General features: G+C 38.1%; 13 protein-coding genes. 5 read left to right on the forward strand and 8 right to left on the reverse strand.

The genetic code is table 11. The annotated features are described in order from the left end of the window. The first annotated feature begins 94 nt into the window (after positions 1 to 94). On the forward strand, positions 95 to 301 hold the full coding sequence (locus tag ACKWCD_RS02785; protein ID WP_413982403.1) for a hypothetical protein: 207 nt from the start codon (positions 95 to 97) through the stop codon (positions 299 to 301). Between the two features lie 37 nt (positions 302 to 338). Here the strand turns inward: ACKWCD_RS02785 and ACKWCD_RS02790 are convergent, their stop codons facing one another. Then, complete coding sequence (locus ACKWCD_RS02790; protein WP_413982404.1) at positions 339 to 743, reverse strand: thiol-disulfide oxidoreductase DCC family protein; 405 nt, start codon at positions 741 to 743, stop codon at positions 339 to 341. An 89-nt stretch (positions 744 to 832) separates the two neighbouring features. Beyond that, positions 833 to 2,605: a tetratricopeptide repeat protein gene (locus tag ACKWCD_RS02795; RefSeq protein ID WP_413982405.1), complete on the reverse strand. Its 1,773-nt coding sequence runs from the start codon at positions 2,603 to 2,605 to the stop codon at positions 833 to 835. A 314-nt stretch (positions 2,606 to 2,919) separates the two neighbouring features. Here ACKWCD_RS02795 and ACKWCD_RS02800 point away from each other — a divergent pair, with 314 nt between their 5' ends. Next, positions 2,920 to 4,881, forward strand: coding sequence for a thiol-activated cytolysin family protein (locus tag ACKWCD_RS02800; RefSeq protein WP_413982406.1), 1,962 nt, complete (start codon positions 2,920 to 2,922; stop codon positions 4,879 to 4,881). A 154-nt stretch (positions 4,882 to 5,035) separates the two neighbouring features. On the opposite strand, the gene ACKWCD_RS02805 is transcribed toward ACKWCD_RS02800, so the two are convergent. Continuing rightward, positions 5,036 to 7,207 carry an endonuclease MutS2 gene (locus tag ACKWCD_RS02805; RefSeq protein WP_413982407.1) on the reverse strand — a complete coding sequence of 724 codons (2,172 nt, stop codon included), beginning with the start codon at positions 7,205 to 7,207 and terminating at the stop codon, positions 5,036 to 5,038. A 212-nt stretch (positions 7,208 to 7,419) separates the two neighbouring features. Here ACKWCD_RS02805 and ACKWCD_RS02810 point away from each other — a divergent pair, with 212 nt between their 5' ends. The 3 genes from ACKWCD_RS02810 (at position 7,420) to ACKWCD_RS02820 (ending at position 9,825) form a co-directional block, all read left to right on the forward strand. Then, entirely contained in the window at positions 7,420 to 8,484 is a 1,065-nt protein-coding gene (locus tag ACKWCD_RS02810) for a DUF6340 family protein (protein ID WP_413982408.1), read from the forward strand. 86 nt (positions 8,485 to 8,570) lie between these two features. Then, positions 8,571 to 9,236 (forward strand): uracil-DNA glycosylase, encoded by a 666-nt coding sequence (locus tag ACKWCD_RS02815; protein WP_413982409.1) that lies wholly within the window; start codon positions 8,571 to 8,573, stop codon positions 9,234 to 9,236. Positions 9,237 to 9,396: 160 nt separating this feature from the next. Further along, complete coding sequence (locus ACKWCD_RS02820) at positions 9,397 to 9,825, forward strand: response regulator (RefSeq protein ID WP_413982410.1); 429 nt, start codon at positions 9,397 to 9,399, stop codon at positions 9,823 to 9,825. A gap of 10 nt (positions 9,826 to 9,835) precedes the next feature. Here the strand turns inward: ACKWCD_RS02820 and ACKWCD_RS02825 are convergent, their stop codons facing one another. The 5 genes from ACKWCD_RS02825 to ACKWCD_RS02845 all read right to left on the reverse strand — a co-directional run bounded on the left by ACKWCD_RS02825 (position 9,836) and on the right by ACKWCD_RS02845 (position 13,950). Next, the gene (locus ACKWCD_RS02825) at positions 9,836 to 10,681 is read right to left on the reverse strand and encodes a substrate-binding domain-containing protein (RefSeq protein ID WP_413982411.1); all 846 of its coding nucleotides are present in this window, start codon (positions 10,679 to 10,681) and stop codon (positions 9,836 to 9,838) included. Positions 10,682 to 10,726: 45 nt separating this feature from the next. Next, on the reverse strand, positions 10,727 to 11,599 hold the full coding sequence (locus ACKWCD_RS02830) for a nucleoside phosphorylase (RefSeq protein WP_413982412.1): 873 nt from the start codon (positions 11,597 to 11,599) through the stop codon (positions 10,727 to 10,729). Position 11,600: 1 nt separating this feature from the next. Further along, complete coding sequence (locus ACKWCD_RS02835; protein ID WP_413982413.1) at positions 11,601 to 12,533, reverse strand: DUF1835 domain-containing protein; 933 nt, start codon at positions 12,531 to 12,533, stop codon at positions 11,601 to 11,603. Positions 12,534 to 12,667: 134 nt separating this feature from the next. Beyond that, positions 12,668 to 12,994 (reverse strand): translation initiation factor, encoded by a 327-nt coding sequence (locus ACKWCD_RS02840; protein ID WP_413982414.1) that lies wholly within the window; start codon positions 12,992 to 12,994, stop codon positions 12,668 to 12,670. A 5-nt stretch (positions 12,995 to 12,999) separates the two neighbouring features. Then, positions 13,000 to 13,950: an isopenicillin N synthase family dioxygenase gene (locus ACKWCD_RS02845; protein WP_413982415.1), complete on the reverse strand. Its 951-nt coding sequence runs from the start codon at positions 13,948 to 13,950 to the stop codon at positions 13,000 to 13,002. Between the last annotated feature and the right edge of the window lie 44 nt (positions 13,951 to 13,994).

The raw sequence follows: 13,994 nt of genomic DNA on the forward strand, positions 1-13,994 counted from the left end.
GCAATTCTATGGAATTCTAAATATTTTACTTCGAATTCTAATTGAATCTACCCTTTTATCTATCCCTTAGAAAACTCGATTTGATGCCGAATGTTTGGAATCAAATTTGGACATCCAAGATTGTTTGATGTGGAGCGGTATTTCAACCACTAATTCAATCGTCTACGGACAAGGTATTTTGGATGACGTTCCTGCCCGACCTTTGGTGCTAGGTAAAACCTATTTGGCGGTAATTACTTGTTTTAATGCGTCTGGTGAAGCAACAGTTTCAAGTAACATTACTTTTGTATTTCAAGGTTAACAGCCTATGCATTTCGTGGATTAAACGGAATACATGATTAATCTAAAAACTTCGCTTTCAATTCAGGAGTAGGAATCATACAAGCCTCCTTTTTACCAAACCAAGCATAGCGATACCGCGCGATTAAATCATATACGATATTTCGTAAACCACTGGGAATCAATTTTAAAACTTTTGAAATCGTTCGATATCCTTTGATGTGCCGACCAATCTGTAAAGCAGCGTTTGATTTAATGTAATACGCGATTCCTGGTTCAATAAGGACTACGGAATCTATTTTTGTAGTATCGATGTTTCGTTCTGATATGAGCCGCTGTCCGATTTCACTTTGCAAAGCTGCATAGCGAAAAACATCTTTTTTATCACGCTTAATGACAAACTGTACAAAGCCATTGCAAAGATTGCAAACGCCATCAAAAAGAATAATTTTCTTGTCAGACATACTTTTTTGTCATTCCCGCGAAGGTGGGAATCTCTTCCACCTTCAAATTCAAAGCAAAGATACGCTAGGGTAGAAGCAAGACCTAAATTTTATAAAGTATTTAAGAAACTGGTCAAATCTGTTTTCTTATCCAGATTCAATTTCTTTTTCAATCGATACTTGGACTTCAATATACTATCGGGCAAGACATTCAATGTCGCCGCAATTTCTTTCGTGGTCAAATTCATACGTAAAAAAGCCGCAAGGCGTATTTCCTTTTCGGAGATGTCTGAGTAAAGGGTTTTTAATTTCTGGTCAAAGTCGTTGTGTACATCGGCAAAATAGGTCTTAAAGACCTCCCAGTCTTTGTCTGAGGCATTTTCCTTCTTTAATAGCATAACAATACGTCGAAACTCGGTTTTAAATTTGTCTGGTGAGCTCTTGAGGTTTTCCAAATTTTCTTTTAATTCTTGAATAAAGGTGTTCTTCTGGACCAAGTGCAGTGTTTGGCTGGTTAACTCCTTCTTTTTGTGCTCGATTTCTTGACGGTAGATTTCTTCCTGCTTTTCACGGGCGATACGGTTTTTTTTGATTCGCTGGCGATAGCCGAAGACTGAGAGTCCAAATAAGGCTAGGGCGGAGGCCATGCCTCCGGCATAAAGCCCCTTTTGAAGTTTGTCTGCTCGTGCTTTTTCATTTAACGTATTTATTTCTACCTCTTGAAGTGCGATTTCAGCCTCTTTTTTCTGGGTCTGGTACTTCACTTCCAGCTCATTAATTTGTTCGACTTTTTCTTTCTGAAAGATAAAATCATACTTCGCAAAATGTAGCTCGCTATAGTGGAAGGCCTTTTGGTATTGCCCTAGAGCGGCATGGGCTTTAGCAAAATCGGGATAGATTTTTACTAATTCGAGATTATTACCGGCCTCTTTAGCTATTTTTGTACTTTCAGTTAGGAAGGCCAAAGCTCTTTCGTAGCTGCCCTCTCGAATTGCGATTCGTCCTAAATTGTGATTTCCGTTCATGAGCATTTTCTTTTCTTTGATCTGCTGCCCTATTTGTAAGGCCTTGGCATAGAATATCTTTGACTGGTTTAGTGAATCTAAATTGTAGTAGGCGTCGCCAATGAAATTATACTGTTCGCCCATTTCGGGGAAATCGTTTGACTTTTCAAAAAACGTCAATGCATGTTTGTAAAGCGGTAGGGCATTTAAATAATCTCCAGCTGTAATCATATTCTCGGCTAAATTCGATCTTGTTATGGCCAGACCATAGTCCAACCCGAATTTTAGACAGATTTCTTCAGTAAGTCGGTAGTACTTATTTGATTCCTCAAGGTTGCCAAGCTGGGCATGCAATTTTCCGATATTCGAGTAACTCGGTGCCCTATAGTCATCGGTTTCACCTAGTTCATTACTTACTTGAATCGATTTAAGGAATGAATCCATAGCGCCTTCTAGGTCACCAAGGTACTTTTTTACAGTTCCCATGTTGTTGTACGTAAGCTGTAATAAGGGCTTCATATCATAGGCGATACAAGAATCAATAGCTTGCTGGTAAATGGGCATGGCCTTGGCATATTCGCCCATTTGATCATGATAGTGGCCGAGGTCTTTAAGCAGACGTACCTTGATCTTGGGGTTGTTCAAGTCCTTTGTTAGGACGAATGCCGTATCTAAATAGGGTTTGGCCTTCTCCGGATCTCTTGAAGCATAGGTTGAAAAAACAGCTCTGTACGTTGCCACCAAGGCTGTGTCTTGCTGGGTTTTCAATAGTTGTAACATACTATCGATATTCCGATAGCGATAGGCGTCGTCTTGCGCATTGGCAAAAAAGACGCTGAAAAGTGCGGCGAAACTTAGGATGGTAATTAGGTTCTTCATAAGCTGTTTGAAAATTGGTCATCACCAAGATAAGTAATTAATCCACCTCATTAACTAAGCTATTTTGGAAGAAAAATCCCTTTGTCCATATAAAGTCCATACCAATTCTAACCGATTTTTGTGCCAAAATCTTTGCTAAACGTTGAATTTATTGATGTGAAATAAAATTTTTGATTTTTAAAAATAAGGATTGTCCATGGTAAAATATCTCAAAAACGGAATGTACTGTCCATGCTTTGTCCATGGACAAAATTAGTGTCCGCCTGTATTCTAGGCTAGGTTTGAGGTGTTGAATCAATTAAACCGAAGAAATTATGAAAACAAATCAATCACAACTCAAAATTACGCTAAGGGTATTGCCATTTTTAGTATTGCTCCTCATTTTTGCGTGTAGCAAAGAAGGGTCTACAACCGATGACCCCGATGTGATAGGTCAAACTGATGATGACCCAGGTGACAATGATGTACTGACACTTAATAATGTGCTTTCGAGAGCGGCAATTGAAGACTATCCCGCAACTAGAACTGCAGACACCCTAGAAGTATTTGATGATTATTTTGAAGATTACGAAGAACCAAATTTTAATGGCGCCGATATCAATTATCGCTATAAGTGTACGTCCAAAAAACTAAGCGTACTTGATGGTAATGGCAAATTCCCATTATTTAATCCTAACGCTGAAGTAATTTGGCCTGGGAATTTGTTACAAGGCAATTCATTGAACAATAATACTCCTTCAACAATTAACGTAGATAGGGCGGGAGGAACAGTGTCTTACAATTTGATAAATGGCAATCCGGTATCTGCTATTTCTGTAGATGGGGTAAAAAAATCATCGATTCAAACCGCAATGAATGAAATCATTGCCAATGATCCCGACATTGTGCCCGCCAACTTTCAATTAGAGGTAGAGGAAGTTTTTAGCGAAGAGCAAATGGCTCTTGAAATAGGTATAAGTTTCGAATCATACAATATTAACGCTTCAGGCAATTTGTCCTTTTCGTCTGATAAGCAATACAATCGTGTTTTGGTTAAATTGACTCAGCAATATTATACCATGAGTATGGACCAAATCAATGGACTCGATGATATTTTCGCACCCAGCGTTACAGGTGACGATTTAGACCCATTTGTGCAACCAAATAATCCCGCTACATTTATTTCTTCGGTGACCTATGGACGAATTTTCTATATGCTCGTGGAATCTACCAGTTCTATCAATGAGCTAAAAACCCGAGTTGAAGGCACCTACAAAGGCTTTGACAAGAAGGTTGAAGGTGAAGTTGATTATGAACAGTATAATGCCTTAAAAGAGGTGAAAACTAAAATAATTGCCTATGGCGGTAGTGCAGAAAGCGCCTTTGAGTTGTCAGGTGAACTTGATATTAATGTTATTGGTGCAAAATTGGCCGAAAGCACAAATATCACTGAAGCCATGCCCTTGTCTTATGTGGTTCGAAGTGTACAAAACCCGAGTCAAATAGTAGGAACAAAATTAGCTACTGAATATGATTTCGTGCAATGTGAATTATATTCAAAAGGAACAGCTCCGGTTCAGACCCGACATTGGGAAGGAGAAGTTCTTGATTTATTAGGACCGGTAGGAGCCGCAACCGTAGCCGAGAAATCTAAAATAATCCTAATTAGCAAAGATGGCAAACGATATGTTGTTAGTGATGCAGAGGCTGCCAATAAGTTAGAAGGACCATATCCTATAGAGGATTTGGGAGACATAATAGATACAGACAGCTCCTATCCATTTGGTGAAGATGGTATTGGGGCAATTTATAATACAGACGGAAATAGAGACTATAATAGTAGTAGAGATATTGAATTAATTGTCTTTTCGCAAGATGGTCTTTTTTGGTCGGTATTAAGGAATTCTGGACAAGAAGAAGACGGTATCAATTCTTTATATTGGCTGGATAGAAGAGTACCGGTAAGTTCATCTGCAGGTTTTGCTGATAATCCATTTATTACAGATGGTATAGGCGCGGCCATACATAGAACGGGCGTAACAGAGGGTAATGACCACTGGTTCATAAACCAACAAGGCACGGAATATGCATTACGTAGTGATGGTGATTATCAAGAGGTTAAACCAATAAGCAAATGGGGGCGTAACGATACCCTGCCTTTTCAAAAAGTCGGGGCCGCAATGAGTATGTATATAGGTGATACGCGTTATTACATTTTGTTTAATGAGGAGGGAACACAGTATTCCATTAACTCAAAGAACAATGATTTTGATAACGAAGGTCCTTTTGATCTTTAAAATTAAAGAAGTCAGTCGGCACCTTAAGTGGCAATTCAACAGTTTGGTGTCGGCTGTTATTTTTAATACAAAGCGGCTTTAAAAACCCGAGGTGGTATTCGTAAAATCATATACGATTTCATATAATTAACTGATAATCAAATTAAATAGCATATTACTTCTTGCGTTCCACCAACTCTAACAGATCTATGCTAACGTTGGTCGTAAACATACCGTAATTGACCACCGCCTTCCCTTTTTCAAGGGTATCGATGCTGCCAACCGCCTTACCATCAATCATCCGAACACGGTCTCCAATCTTAAAAACCGGTTTTGGTTTGTTCTTTTCTTTTTGAACTGCCTTTTTCTTTGCAACCTTCTTTTTTTGACGGATTACCTTGACCTCTTTTTGTACTTCTTGGGCAACTTGTGCCTTTTTTGTCCGTTCGGCTTTATCCTGTTTGGCCGATTTCTTTTTTCGCTTGCTGTTTTCGGTTTCAACTATGCGGATCAACTCAGATACCATAGTCCGTTTTTTCTTGTCCTGAAAATAACGGTTGGCCACCTTATCTACCTTGTTGCCCAAATGCACCATACGCTGGTCATGGTCATAGAGTTCTTGGTAATTTTCGAGTTTAGATTTAATCTTCGCGTTCAATTTTTCCAATCGCGCGGCTTCTTCTCTTGCTTTGGATTCTTCTTCTTGCATTCTAGAGCCTGTTTTAGCCATTTTGCTACGTTCTTTCTGTAATTTGGCTATCGTGGCATCAAAACGGACTTTTCCGCGTTCTATTTTCTTCTTTGACTTGTTGATGAGCGAGTAGGGGATGCCATTCTTCTGTGCCACTTCAAAAGTGAACGAGCTGCCTGCTTCTCCTAAGACTAATTGAAAGGTAGGTTCTAAGGTTTTGCCGTCGAAAAGCATGTTAGCATTTGATATATATGGCAATTCGTTAGCAAGTAGTTTTAGATTTGCATAGTGTGTTGTAATTACTCCGAATGCTTCACGTTCGTAAAACACTTCAAGAAAGGTTTCGGCCAAGGCTCCGCCGAGTTCTGGATCACTTCCTGTGCCAAACTCATCAATTAAGAACAATGTATTGGCATTACACTTCTTCAAAAAAGAGTTCATGTTTTTAAGCCGATAACTATACGTACTTAAATGATTTTCAATAGATTGATTATCTCCAATATCTGTTAAAATCTTATCAAATAAGCAAACTGAGCTTCGTTCATGAACGGGAATCAATAATCCGCTTTGCAGCATCACTTGCAAGAGTCCAATCGTCTTCAAAGTAATACTTTTGCCACCAGCGTTCGGTCCCGAAATGACGATAATCCGGTTTTCAGGATGTAGCTCGATAGTCTGTGGATAGGTTTTCTCGTTCTTTAATTTGTTGTTGAGGTATAATAGCGGGTGATAGGCATCCCTTAAAAAAAGACGTTTCTCCTTATTTATTTTTGGGAGCAGTGCATTCGTATCCGATGCATATTTAGCTTTTGCTGCTGTTACATCAATTTGTGCAAGGAATTCCTGGTAGTCAGAAAGAATAGGAGCAAAGGGACGAATCAACGCCGTAAGTTGATTCAGTATTCTTTGGATTTCTTCCTTTTCATCAAATTCCAGATTATTTAGCTCACGACTGTATTTCAAAGTAGCTTCGGGTTCGATATAGACAATGCTTCCGGTCTTGGAATTTCCCATAACCGAACCTTTTACTTTTCTTCGATACATGGCTTTGACTGCCAAAACACGACGGTTTTCGTAAACGGACTCTCGAATGTCATCCAAATAATCCGAGCCGTTGTAGAGATTCAGGGCGGAAGAAAAACTTTGACTGATTTTCCCCTTTACCTGATTCATTTGCCTACGAATAGAAAACAACCTATCCGAAGCTCGGTCTTTCACTTCTCCGAACCTGTCAATAACTCCATCGATTTCCTTTGGAATCTCAGTATTCAGTTCAATTTCTTCGGAAACGGCAAATAACAAGGGATAATACTCTTTGAACTTTTTAAAGAACTTTTTGTGCGTAGCAATAGTGGTGCAGATAGTTCCAATTTTTCGGAAACTTCCAACTTCTAACGTCGTGTTTTCGATTTTGAGAAGACTAAGCTCCGCATCAATCCTGTCAAATCCGTGATTGGGAATTCTATTCTCACTGACCAACGACGATAAATATTCGGATGTTTGACCTAAAACCAACCGTATAGCTTCATCATCTAAAATAGGCTCGATTTCATAAGAACGTTCCTTTCCTAATTCCGTATTGCATCGCGCTGCAATTTGTTGCAGAACCGTTGGAAACTCTAGGTCTTGAAGTGTTTTGTTGCTTATTGAAATCATAGCTGATAAAACCGATGGCAAATGTATGCAATACGCCTTAGACTAAAAACATTCTCCACCCCAAGAACATGAAAGACTGAGCTTACACAACAAATCCTTGGTTTTTTCGACCAAATGCATACCCTTAATACAATATTTTCACCCTAACAGCTGTTTTAGTCAGAACCTACTTACGCGATAGCGACTTTTCGTTTCGCGAATATTAAATTTATATGAGACATTTTTCCCGAATCTTGTTTGTATGTAGCGTTTTAGTAGCGCTTTCTAGTTGTACTTCAACAAAAGAGTTAACAATTAGTACTATAGAACCTTCTCCTGTTGATTTTTCAAATCAAATTAGAAAAATTGGTATTGTGAATAGCAGCAAATCCTCATTTGTCAAGAGCTATTCAACCCGATTAGAGCAACTTATTGTAATGGAAGAAAGATGGCTTGCAGAAAAAGGCACAGAAGCAGCTTTGACCGGACTCTTCGACGAATTGGCACAAGACCAACGCTTCGATACCGTTCGAATTTTAGATAACCTTGATGAAGAAATGACGGATTTTGGGACAAGACCAAGTAAGGAAACTTGGAACAAAATAGCTGAAATCTGTGAGGAAAATGGAGTTGATGCCATATTTTCGTTAGCCTCTCACGATACTGAAACTCAGTTCTCTTTAAAGAAAACTAAGATCGATCAGCTAGATATGATGCGAGATAGAACAAAAGTATCCGCCCAAGAGATTACCTTAGAAACACTTATTGAAAACGGTTGGAGAGTGTATGACCCAAAACAAAGAATATTGGTTGATGAGTTTACTTCAAACGACCAAATTACTGCGTCAGCAAAAGGCGTAAGTCCGGTAGATGCTTTACAGGCTATCGATAAACGAAGAGAGACCTTATTGGAGCAGAGTAAAAACTCTGGAAGTTCGTATGCACAACGTATGCAACCCAAAAAACTAGATGTTCAAAGAGCGTATTATGTTCTTGGAACCAGAAACTTCGAATTGGCAGATGATAAAATACAAGAGGGCGCTTACCATGAAGCCATAAAACTATGGGAAGAAGAAATCGCAAACCCAAAAGCAAGGATTAGTGGTCGCGCATGTTATAATCTAGCAGTTTTAAGCGAGTTTAATGGCAATCTAAATGCAGCAATGAACTGGGCGACTAAATCTTATGATTTGCACAAAGAGGATGCAACACTAGATTATATTACGACTTTGGAGCGTCGTCAAGCACAGAGTGACGTGCTAAAGATCCAACTTGCAAATACAACATTTGAGGATTAGGAAAACCTTTTCCAACTTCAATCACCCTACTTTAAGTAGTTCAAAACATCTACTTTTGTCTTTTGATAGGAAAGGATAAATTATTTATGGATGTTAAAATAAACGAAAGCTGGAAGCAGCAACTCGAGCAGGAATTTCAAAAACCTTATTTTCATTCCCTTATTGACTTTGTAAAAGAAGAGTACGGCTCTGGCACCTGTTTCCCTAAAGGCAAGGATATTTTTGCTGCCTTTGATCACTGTCGTTTTGAGGACACAAAAGTTGTTATAATTGGCCAGGACCCGTATCACGGTCCGAACCAAGCTAATGGGCTTTGTTTTTCAGTAAAAGATGGTATTCCTCATCCACCGTCTTTAATCAACATATTTAAGGAGATTCAGAATGATTTGGGCGTTTCATATCCTGAAAGTGGTAACCTTGAGCGTTGGGCAAAGCAAGGTGTGCTTTTACTTAATGCCACGCTTACGGTACGTGCGCATCAAGCAGGAAGTCATCAAAAAAAAGGTTGGGAGCGTTTTACCGACTCGGTAATAAAGAAATTGTCAGATGAAAAGAAGGATGTAATTTTTTTACTTTGGGGTGGTTTTGCTAAAAAGAAAGCCACACTTATTGATGCAAATAAACACCATATTCTCACTTCAGGACATCCTTCGCCTTTGAGCGCAAATCGTGGTTATTGGTTTGGAAACAAACACTTTAGTCAAACCAATAAACTGTTAATGGATTTACAAAGGAATGCTATACTGTGGTGACAGATTAATTTATAGTTCCGATGGTACTTTTGTTTAACAAAACACAGAAATAGAGGTTTTTATTTAAATTTTATTTAAACAAAAACGCTAAAAAATAAGAGCGGGGATATTCCATAGAAAGAAAATTACTACTTTCGAGAAGCCAAACCATTACGTTTTTATGTATTCTCCTAAGTTAAACTCCATTCTTTTAGTTGATGATGATGAAATCAGCAATCTCTTTAATAAAATCTTTATAAATAAGCTAAATCTTGATGTCAATGTAGATTTGGCAACAAATGGTAAAGAGGCTATTGATTTACTTACATCTTCTAAAGATTATTCGATGTTAAAGACACCCTGTTTACTTCTTTTGGATATAAAAATGCCCGTTATGGACGGATGGGAGTTTTTGAAGTTCTATGAAGAACGGGTTGATTTAAAGATTCAAGAGAGTACTACTATTGTAATGCTCACTACTAGCGGAGATGAAGGCGATAAGATAAAAGCAATGAACAACCCGAATATCAAAGAGTTTATTGAAAAGCCTTTATCTGAGAAAACTATCAAGGGAATAATTCGTAAGTATTTTTCGAATATTGATAAATGAATTAAGCTTGCTAAGTCACTATGCTTGCAAAAGGTATAATCTTATCGATTCGCTTTAATTCCTTTAGGGTTGTACTGACTTTAGCAATGTCCTGTTTTGCTATCTGTTTTTGACTCCACATTGTGCTTGAAAGCCATTCTTGAATATCTGTCAACTGCTGTCCGTAGCGGTTTGCTAAAGTATTATCGATACTTGGAATATTCTTAAATTCTGAAGTATATAGATTAATGATTTCCAAGATATGCTTTAGGGTAGATGGGTTTTTCTCAATGAAGGTATCGGTTGCAGCAATTACAAAACAAGGCCACGGAGAAGGGCAGTCCCCTAATCTTCGAAAAGTGCCATTGTCCACAATTGGCTTAGTTGTGAAATGCTCCCACATGAAATAATCTGCGGTACCTGTTGTAAGTGCTTCGATTGCTCCGTCAAGATTATTGATTATCTCGAACTTTAAATCATTAATGTCCCACCCTTCTTTTTGGGCATTTACATAAGCCATAAGATGGCTTCCGCTGCCAAAGCGACTGATTGCTGCCTTTGTTCCTAAAAGCCCATCTATGGTCTTAAATGCGCTCTTGGCACCGACATGTATGCCCCATTGCAATGGGGTTGCAATAAATTCTTGAACAATTTTGGAAGGATTCCCCTCGGTAATGCTTTTTACCACGCCCTCTGTTAGAATTATCGAAAGGTCAGTTTCTTCGTCTTGAAGCATTTGACACATTCTACCAGTTCCTTCGGGGATATCTGTCCATGTTAGGTCAATGCCTCTTTCTGCAAAAGCACCTTCTTCAATAGCCATGTGCCAAGGAAGATTGAAATGCTCGGGTACACCAATAATACTTACTTTTTTCATAGAAATAGATTGTGAAATAAAACTACAAGTTACCGACTTATTATTTTAGGTGTTTGTCAACTTTTCTAAAGTGTATTGAATGAGGTCGTCAACCGCTTTTTGTGGATTTTTTGAGAACTCACCAGTAACACGATTGGCTAGAATACAGTTCATAGAAACCGCACGGTGACCTAGTAGTTTTGAGAGGCCATAAATACCGGAAGTTTCCATTTCTAAATTGGTAATTTTAATGGAATCGTGTTCAAAAGAAGTGATTTTGTTGTTTAAAGATTCATCAGCAAGCGTTAAGCGAAGTTTCCTGCCCTGCGGTCCGTAAAAACCAATGTTTGTTGCTGTTGTGCCAAATCGTATACGATTTGATAATAATTGCTGTGCTAGACTTTCATCGCATTTAACAACGTAGGGAACTGATTTGTTTGATGACCAGTTCGTTTGTTGGACAAAGGCCTTAGAAATTTCCTTATGTTGGATTGTATCACTTTGGTACGTATGCAAAAGTCCATCAAACCCCATGGCAAATTCACTCAGTAAAAAGGAATCTACTGCTACATCCGATTGAATCGCACCTGAGGTTCCAATCCGGACGATGTCGAGCTGAATTTTATCTGACTTAACAATTCGATTTTCAAAATCTATATTGACAAGGGCATCCAGTTCATTGAAAACAATGTCGATATTATCGGTGCCAATTCCCGTAGAAATGACACTTATCCGTTTTCCATTTAACATTCCCGTATGGGTAAGAAATTCTCGTTTTCCTTTTTTGAATTCAATGGAATCAAAATGTTTAGATACATCCGAAACCCTGTCAGGGTCGCCAACTGTGATTATGGTATTTGCAATGTCTTGGGGAAGTAAATTTAGATGGTAAATACTGCCATCAGCATTCAGAATAAGCTCAGATGGCCCTAATTGCATTCTATAATTTTAGAATTCTGTCCGTATGCGTGTTGTATAAGAAGTTATATTTCAAAGCACCTCCAAGATACACGTCATTATCCTGAATACAGGAGTAGTAGCTTGTTTTAGCGTCCAAAATTTCTTTACCTTTTTGAGTAAGTTTAACCGGATTGAAAGAAGAGAACAAGGGTTTGAGCCTAGAAATAGCTCTATCATATTGACTATCTCCAAAACCTAGGATGCTCTGGTTTCTTAAAATGGTACCTAAGAGCTCTTTTTTGCTATTTAATTTTTGGTCTACACTAAGTTGAAGAATATTATTTTCCATAGCGTTTAATCCATTTTTAATGGAAGGAAAACGTTGTAAGTGAGCGGTAATAGCGTCCGATAGGTAATCGAATTTGTAATTTTTAAAATCAGTAAGATTTTCTAAGCGCATGGGGTTGTCACTACAGTACAATTGCCATACATAATCTGCATATTCGATATCATCTTGACTAAGCACAACTTTATTCTCGTAAAGTTTCAGTAGTTGCTCATCATTCAAATCATTAAGTGCATACAAATTATCGGTATCATCCTCTTTTCCGCTGCAAACCAATGATATTTCGGCATACTTACGATGTGATTTTAACCAGCTAATAACGGCCAACATATTCACTTGACAAAACAAATCATACTCAAACCAAAGTACAATTTGGTCTTGTTGTTTGTGATTACAAAGTGATCGGTATTCCTTTAGGGTCTTTTCAATAAATGAAGATTTGGTAACCTTGTAATTCTTGTTTAGAAACTCAAAACGAGCTTTCCAAAAAGATTCGCTACCTACGTTGGTAAGGGTTTGGCCTTCACAGAGCATTTCACGCCATGTGATGACATCACCTTTAAGCTTAAGAGAGTCTAGTCTTTGGGTAAAACTATCTCCATTTGTAATGTGCAAAAGGGAACTCATAGAGTCAGCAGTTTAGGTTGTAGTGTTAAAAGTAACATTTATTTGAATCCGTCAAAATAAAATTAACACAAAATGAGGGTCAAGTTTACTAAAATGCAGAACTGCGAGAAATAGGGCCACATTGAATGTCCGAATTACCCTCCTACACGTTTTACGGCAAATCCCTTGTTTTTAAGCATATCCATTATCTTATCTCTATAATCACCTTGAATAATGATTGCGCCATTTTTAAAACTTCCACCAACACTTAATTTGATTTTTATTTCTTTTGCTAGCTTCTTAAAGTCCGAATCCGCACCATTATACCCTTCTAAAATGGTAATCGGCTTGCCTTTTCGCTTCTCGTATTTGCAAATTATGGGTTCGTCTTGAAGCCAGATATCGCTTTTTTCTTCGGATTTCTCTTCTTTTTCTGGAGTATAGTCTGGAAAAAGGTTTTTGAGCTGATCTTGTAAATCCATCTAAATTATTTCTTGATTAAACCCAATTCAATCAAACGCTCATGCAAGAACTCTCCAGCAGTAGTATCTTCAAATCCTTTCGGATTATCATCATCTATGCAGTTCTCCAAACAATTCAAAGACATTTCACTTATCGGATGCATAAAAAACGGAATTGAATACCGTGATGTCCCCCAAAGTTCTTTCGGCGGATTCACAACTTGATGTATCGTGGACTTTAACTTGTTATTCGTGAGTCTTGAAAGCATATCACCAACGTTAATCATCAACTGGTCGGGTCTTGCAATAGCATCTACCCATTCCTCTTTGTGGTTCATCACTTGTAAACCTTTTCCGTGGGCTCCCATTAATAGGGTAATCAGATTGATATCCCCGTGAGCTGCCGCGCGCACTGCGTTTTTAGGTTCTGAAGTAATAGGTGGATAGTGAATTGGTCTTAAAATGGAATTTCCATTCCGGATATATTCATCAAAATAGGTTTCTTCTAAATCTAAATGTAAGGCTAAGGCCCGAAGTACATATTTAGCTGTTCTTTCAAGCATTTTATAGGTTTCTTTCCCAATAGCATTGAATTTCGGAAGTTCTTTCACGTTTACGTTCTCAGGGTATTCCACTTCTAATTTGGGATTGTCCTCAACATACTGACCGAAATGCCAGAACTCCTTTAAATCCCCTTCTTTTCTGCCTTTTGCATGTTCTTTTCCGAAGGAAGTATAGCCGCGTTGCCCGCCAATGCCTTCAATTTCATAACTATCTTTCGTTTCTTGTGGTAAGTTGAAGAATTGCTTTATCTCTGAATACAAATTTTCAACCAGTTCTTCAGAAAGAAAATGTCCACTCAAAGCCACAAAACCTATTTCTTCAAAAGCTTTACCAATTTCTTTGGTAAATTTTTCTTTTCTGTCGGAATCACCTGAGGTGAAATCCTTTAAATCAACACTAGGTACGAGACTCATACGAATAAATTAAAACGTTTCAATCAAAGTTAATAAATTATGCT

It is taken from the genome of Maribacter taeanensis, from assembly GCF_047345145.1.
Classification (GTDB): Bacteria; Bacteroidota; Bacteroidia; order Flavobacteriales; family Flavobacteriaceae; genus Maribacter_C.

Excerpts from the sequence above, each read along its gene's own strand:
- ACKWCD_RS02810 (WP_413982408.1), top strand. The coding sequence starts at position 7,420 with ATGAGACATTTTTCCCGAATCTTGTTTGTATGTAGCGTTTTAGTAGCG.
- ACKWCD_RS02820 (WP_413982410.1), top strand. The coding sequence starts at position 9,397 with ATGTATTCTCCTAAGTTAAACTCCATTCTTTTAGTTGATGATGATGAA.
- ACKWCD_RS02835 (WP_413982413.1), bottom strand. The coding sequence starts at position 12,533 with ATGAGTTCCCTTTTGCACATTACAAATGGAGATAGTTTTACCCAAAGA.
- ACKWCD_RS02825 (WP_413982411.1), bottom strand. The coding sequence starts at position 10,681 with ATGAAAAAAGTAAGTATTATTGGTGTACCCGAGCATTTCAATCTTCCT.
- ACKWCD_RS02830 (WP_413982412.1), bottom strand. The coding sequence starts at position 11,599 with ATGCAATTAGGGCCATCTGAGCTTATTCTGAATGCTGATGGCAGTATT.
- ACKWCD_RS02840 (WP_413982414.1), bottom strand. The coding sequence starts at position 12,994 with ATGGATTTACAAGATCAGCTCAAAAACCTTTTTCCAGACTATACTCCA.
- ACKWCD_RS02800 (WP_413982406.1), top strand. The coding sequence starts at position 2,920 with ATGAAAACAAATCAATCACAACTCAAAATTACGCTAAGGGTATTGCCA.
- ACKWCD_RS02790 (WP_413982404.1), bottom strand. The coding sequence starts at position 743 with ATGTCTGACAAGAAAATTATTCTTTTTGATGGCGTTTGCAATCTTTGC.
- ACKWCD_RS02805 (WP_413982407.1), bottom strand. The coding sequence starts at position 7,207 with ATGATTTCAATAAGCAACAAAACACTTCAAGACCTAGAGTTTCCAACG.
- ACKWCD_RS02845 (WP_413982415.1), bottom strand. The coding sequence starts at position 13,950 with ATGAGTCTCGTACCTAGTGTTGATTTAAAGGATTTCACCTCAGGTGAT.
- ACKWCD_RS02815 (WP_413982409.1), top strand. The coding sequence starts at position 8,571 with ATGGATGTTAAAATAAACGAAAGCTGGAAGCAGCAACTCGAGCAGGAA.
- ACKWCD_RS02795 (WP_413982405.1), bottom strand. The coding sequence starts at position 2,605 with ATGAAGAACCTAATTACCATCCTAAGTTTCGCCGCACTTTTCAGCGTC.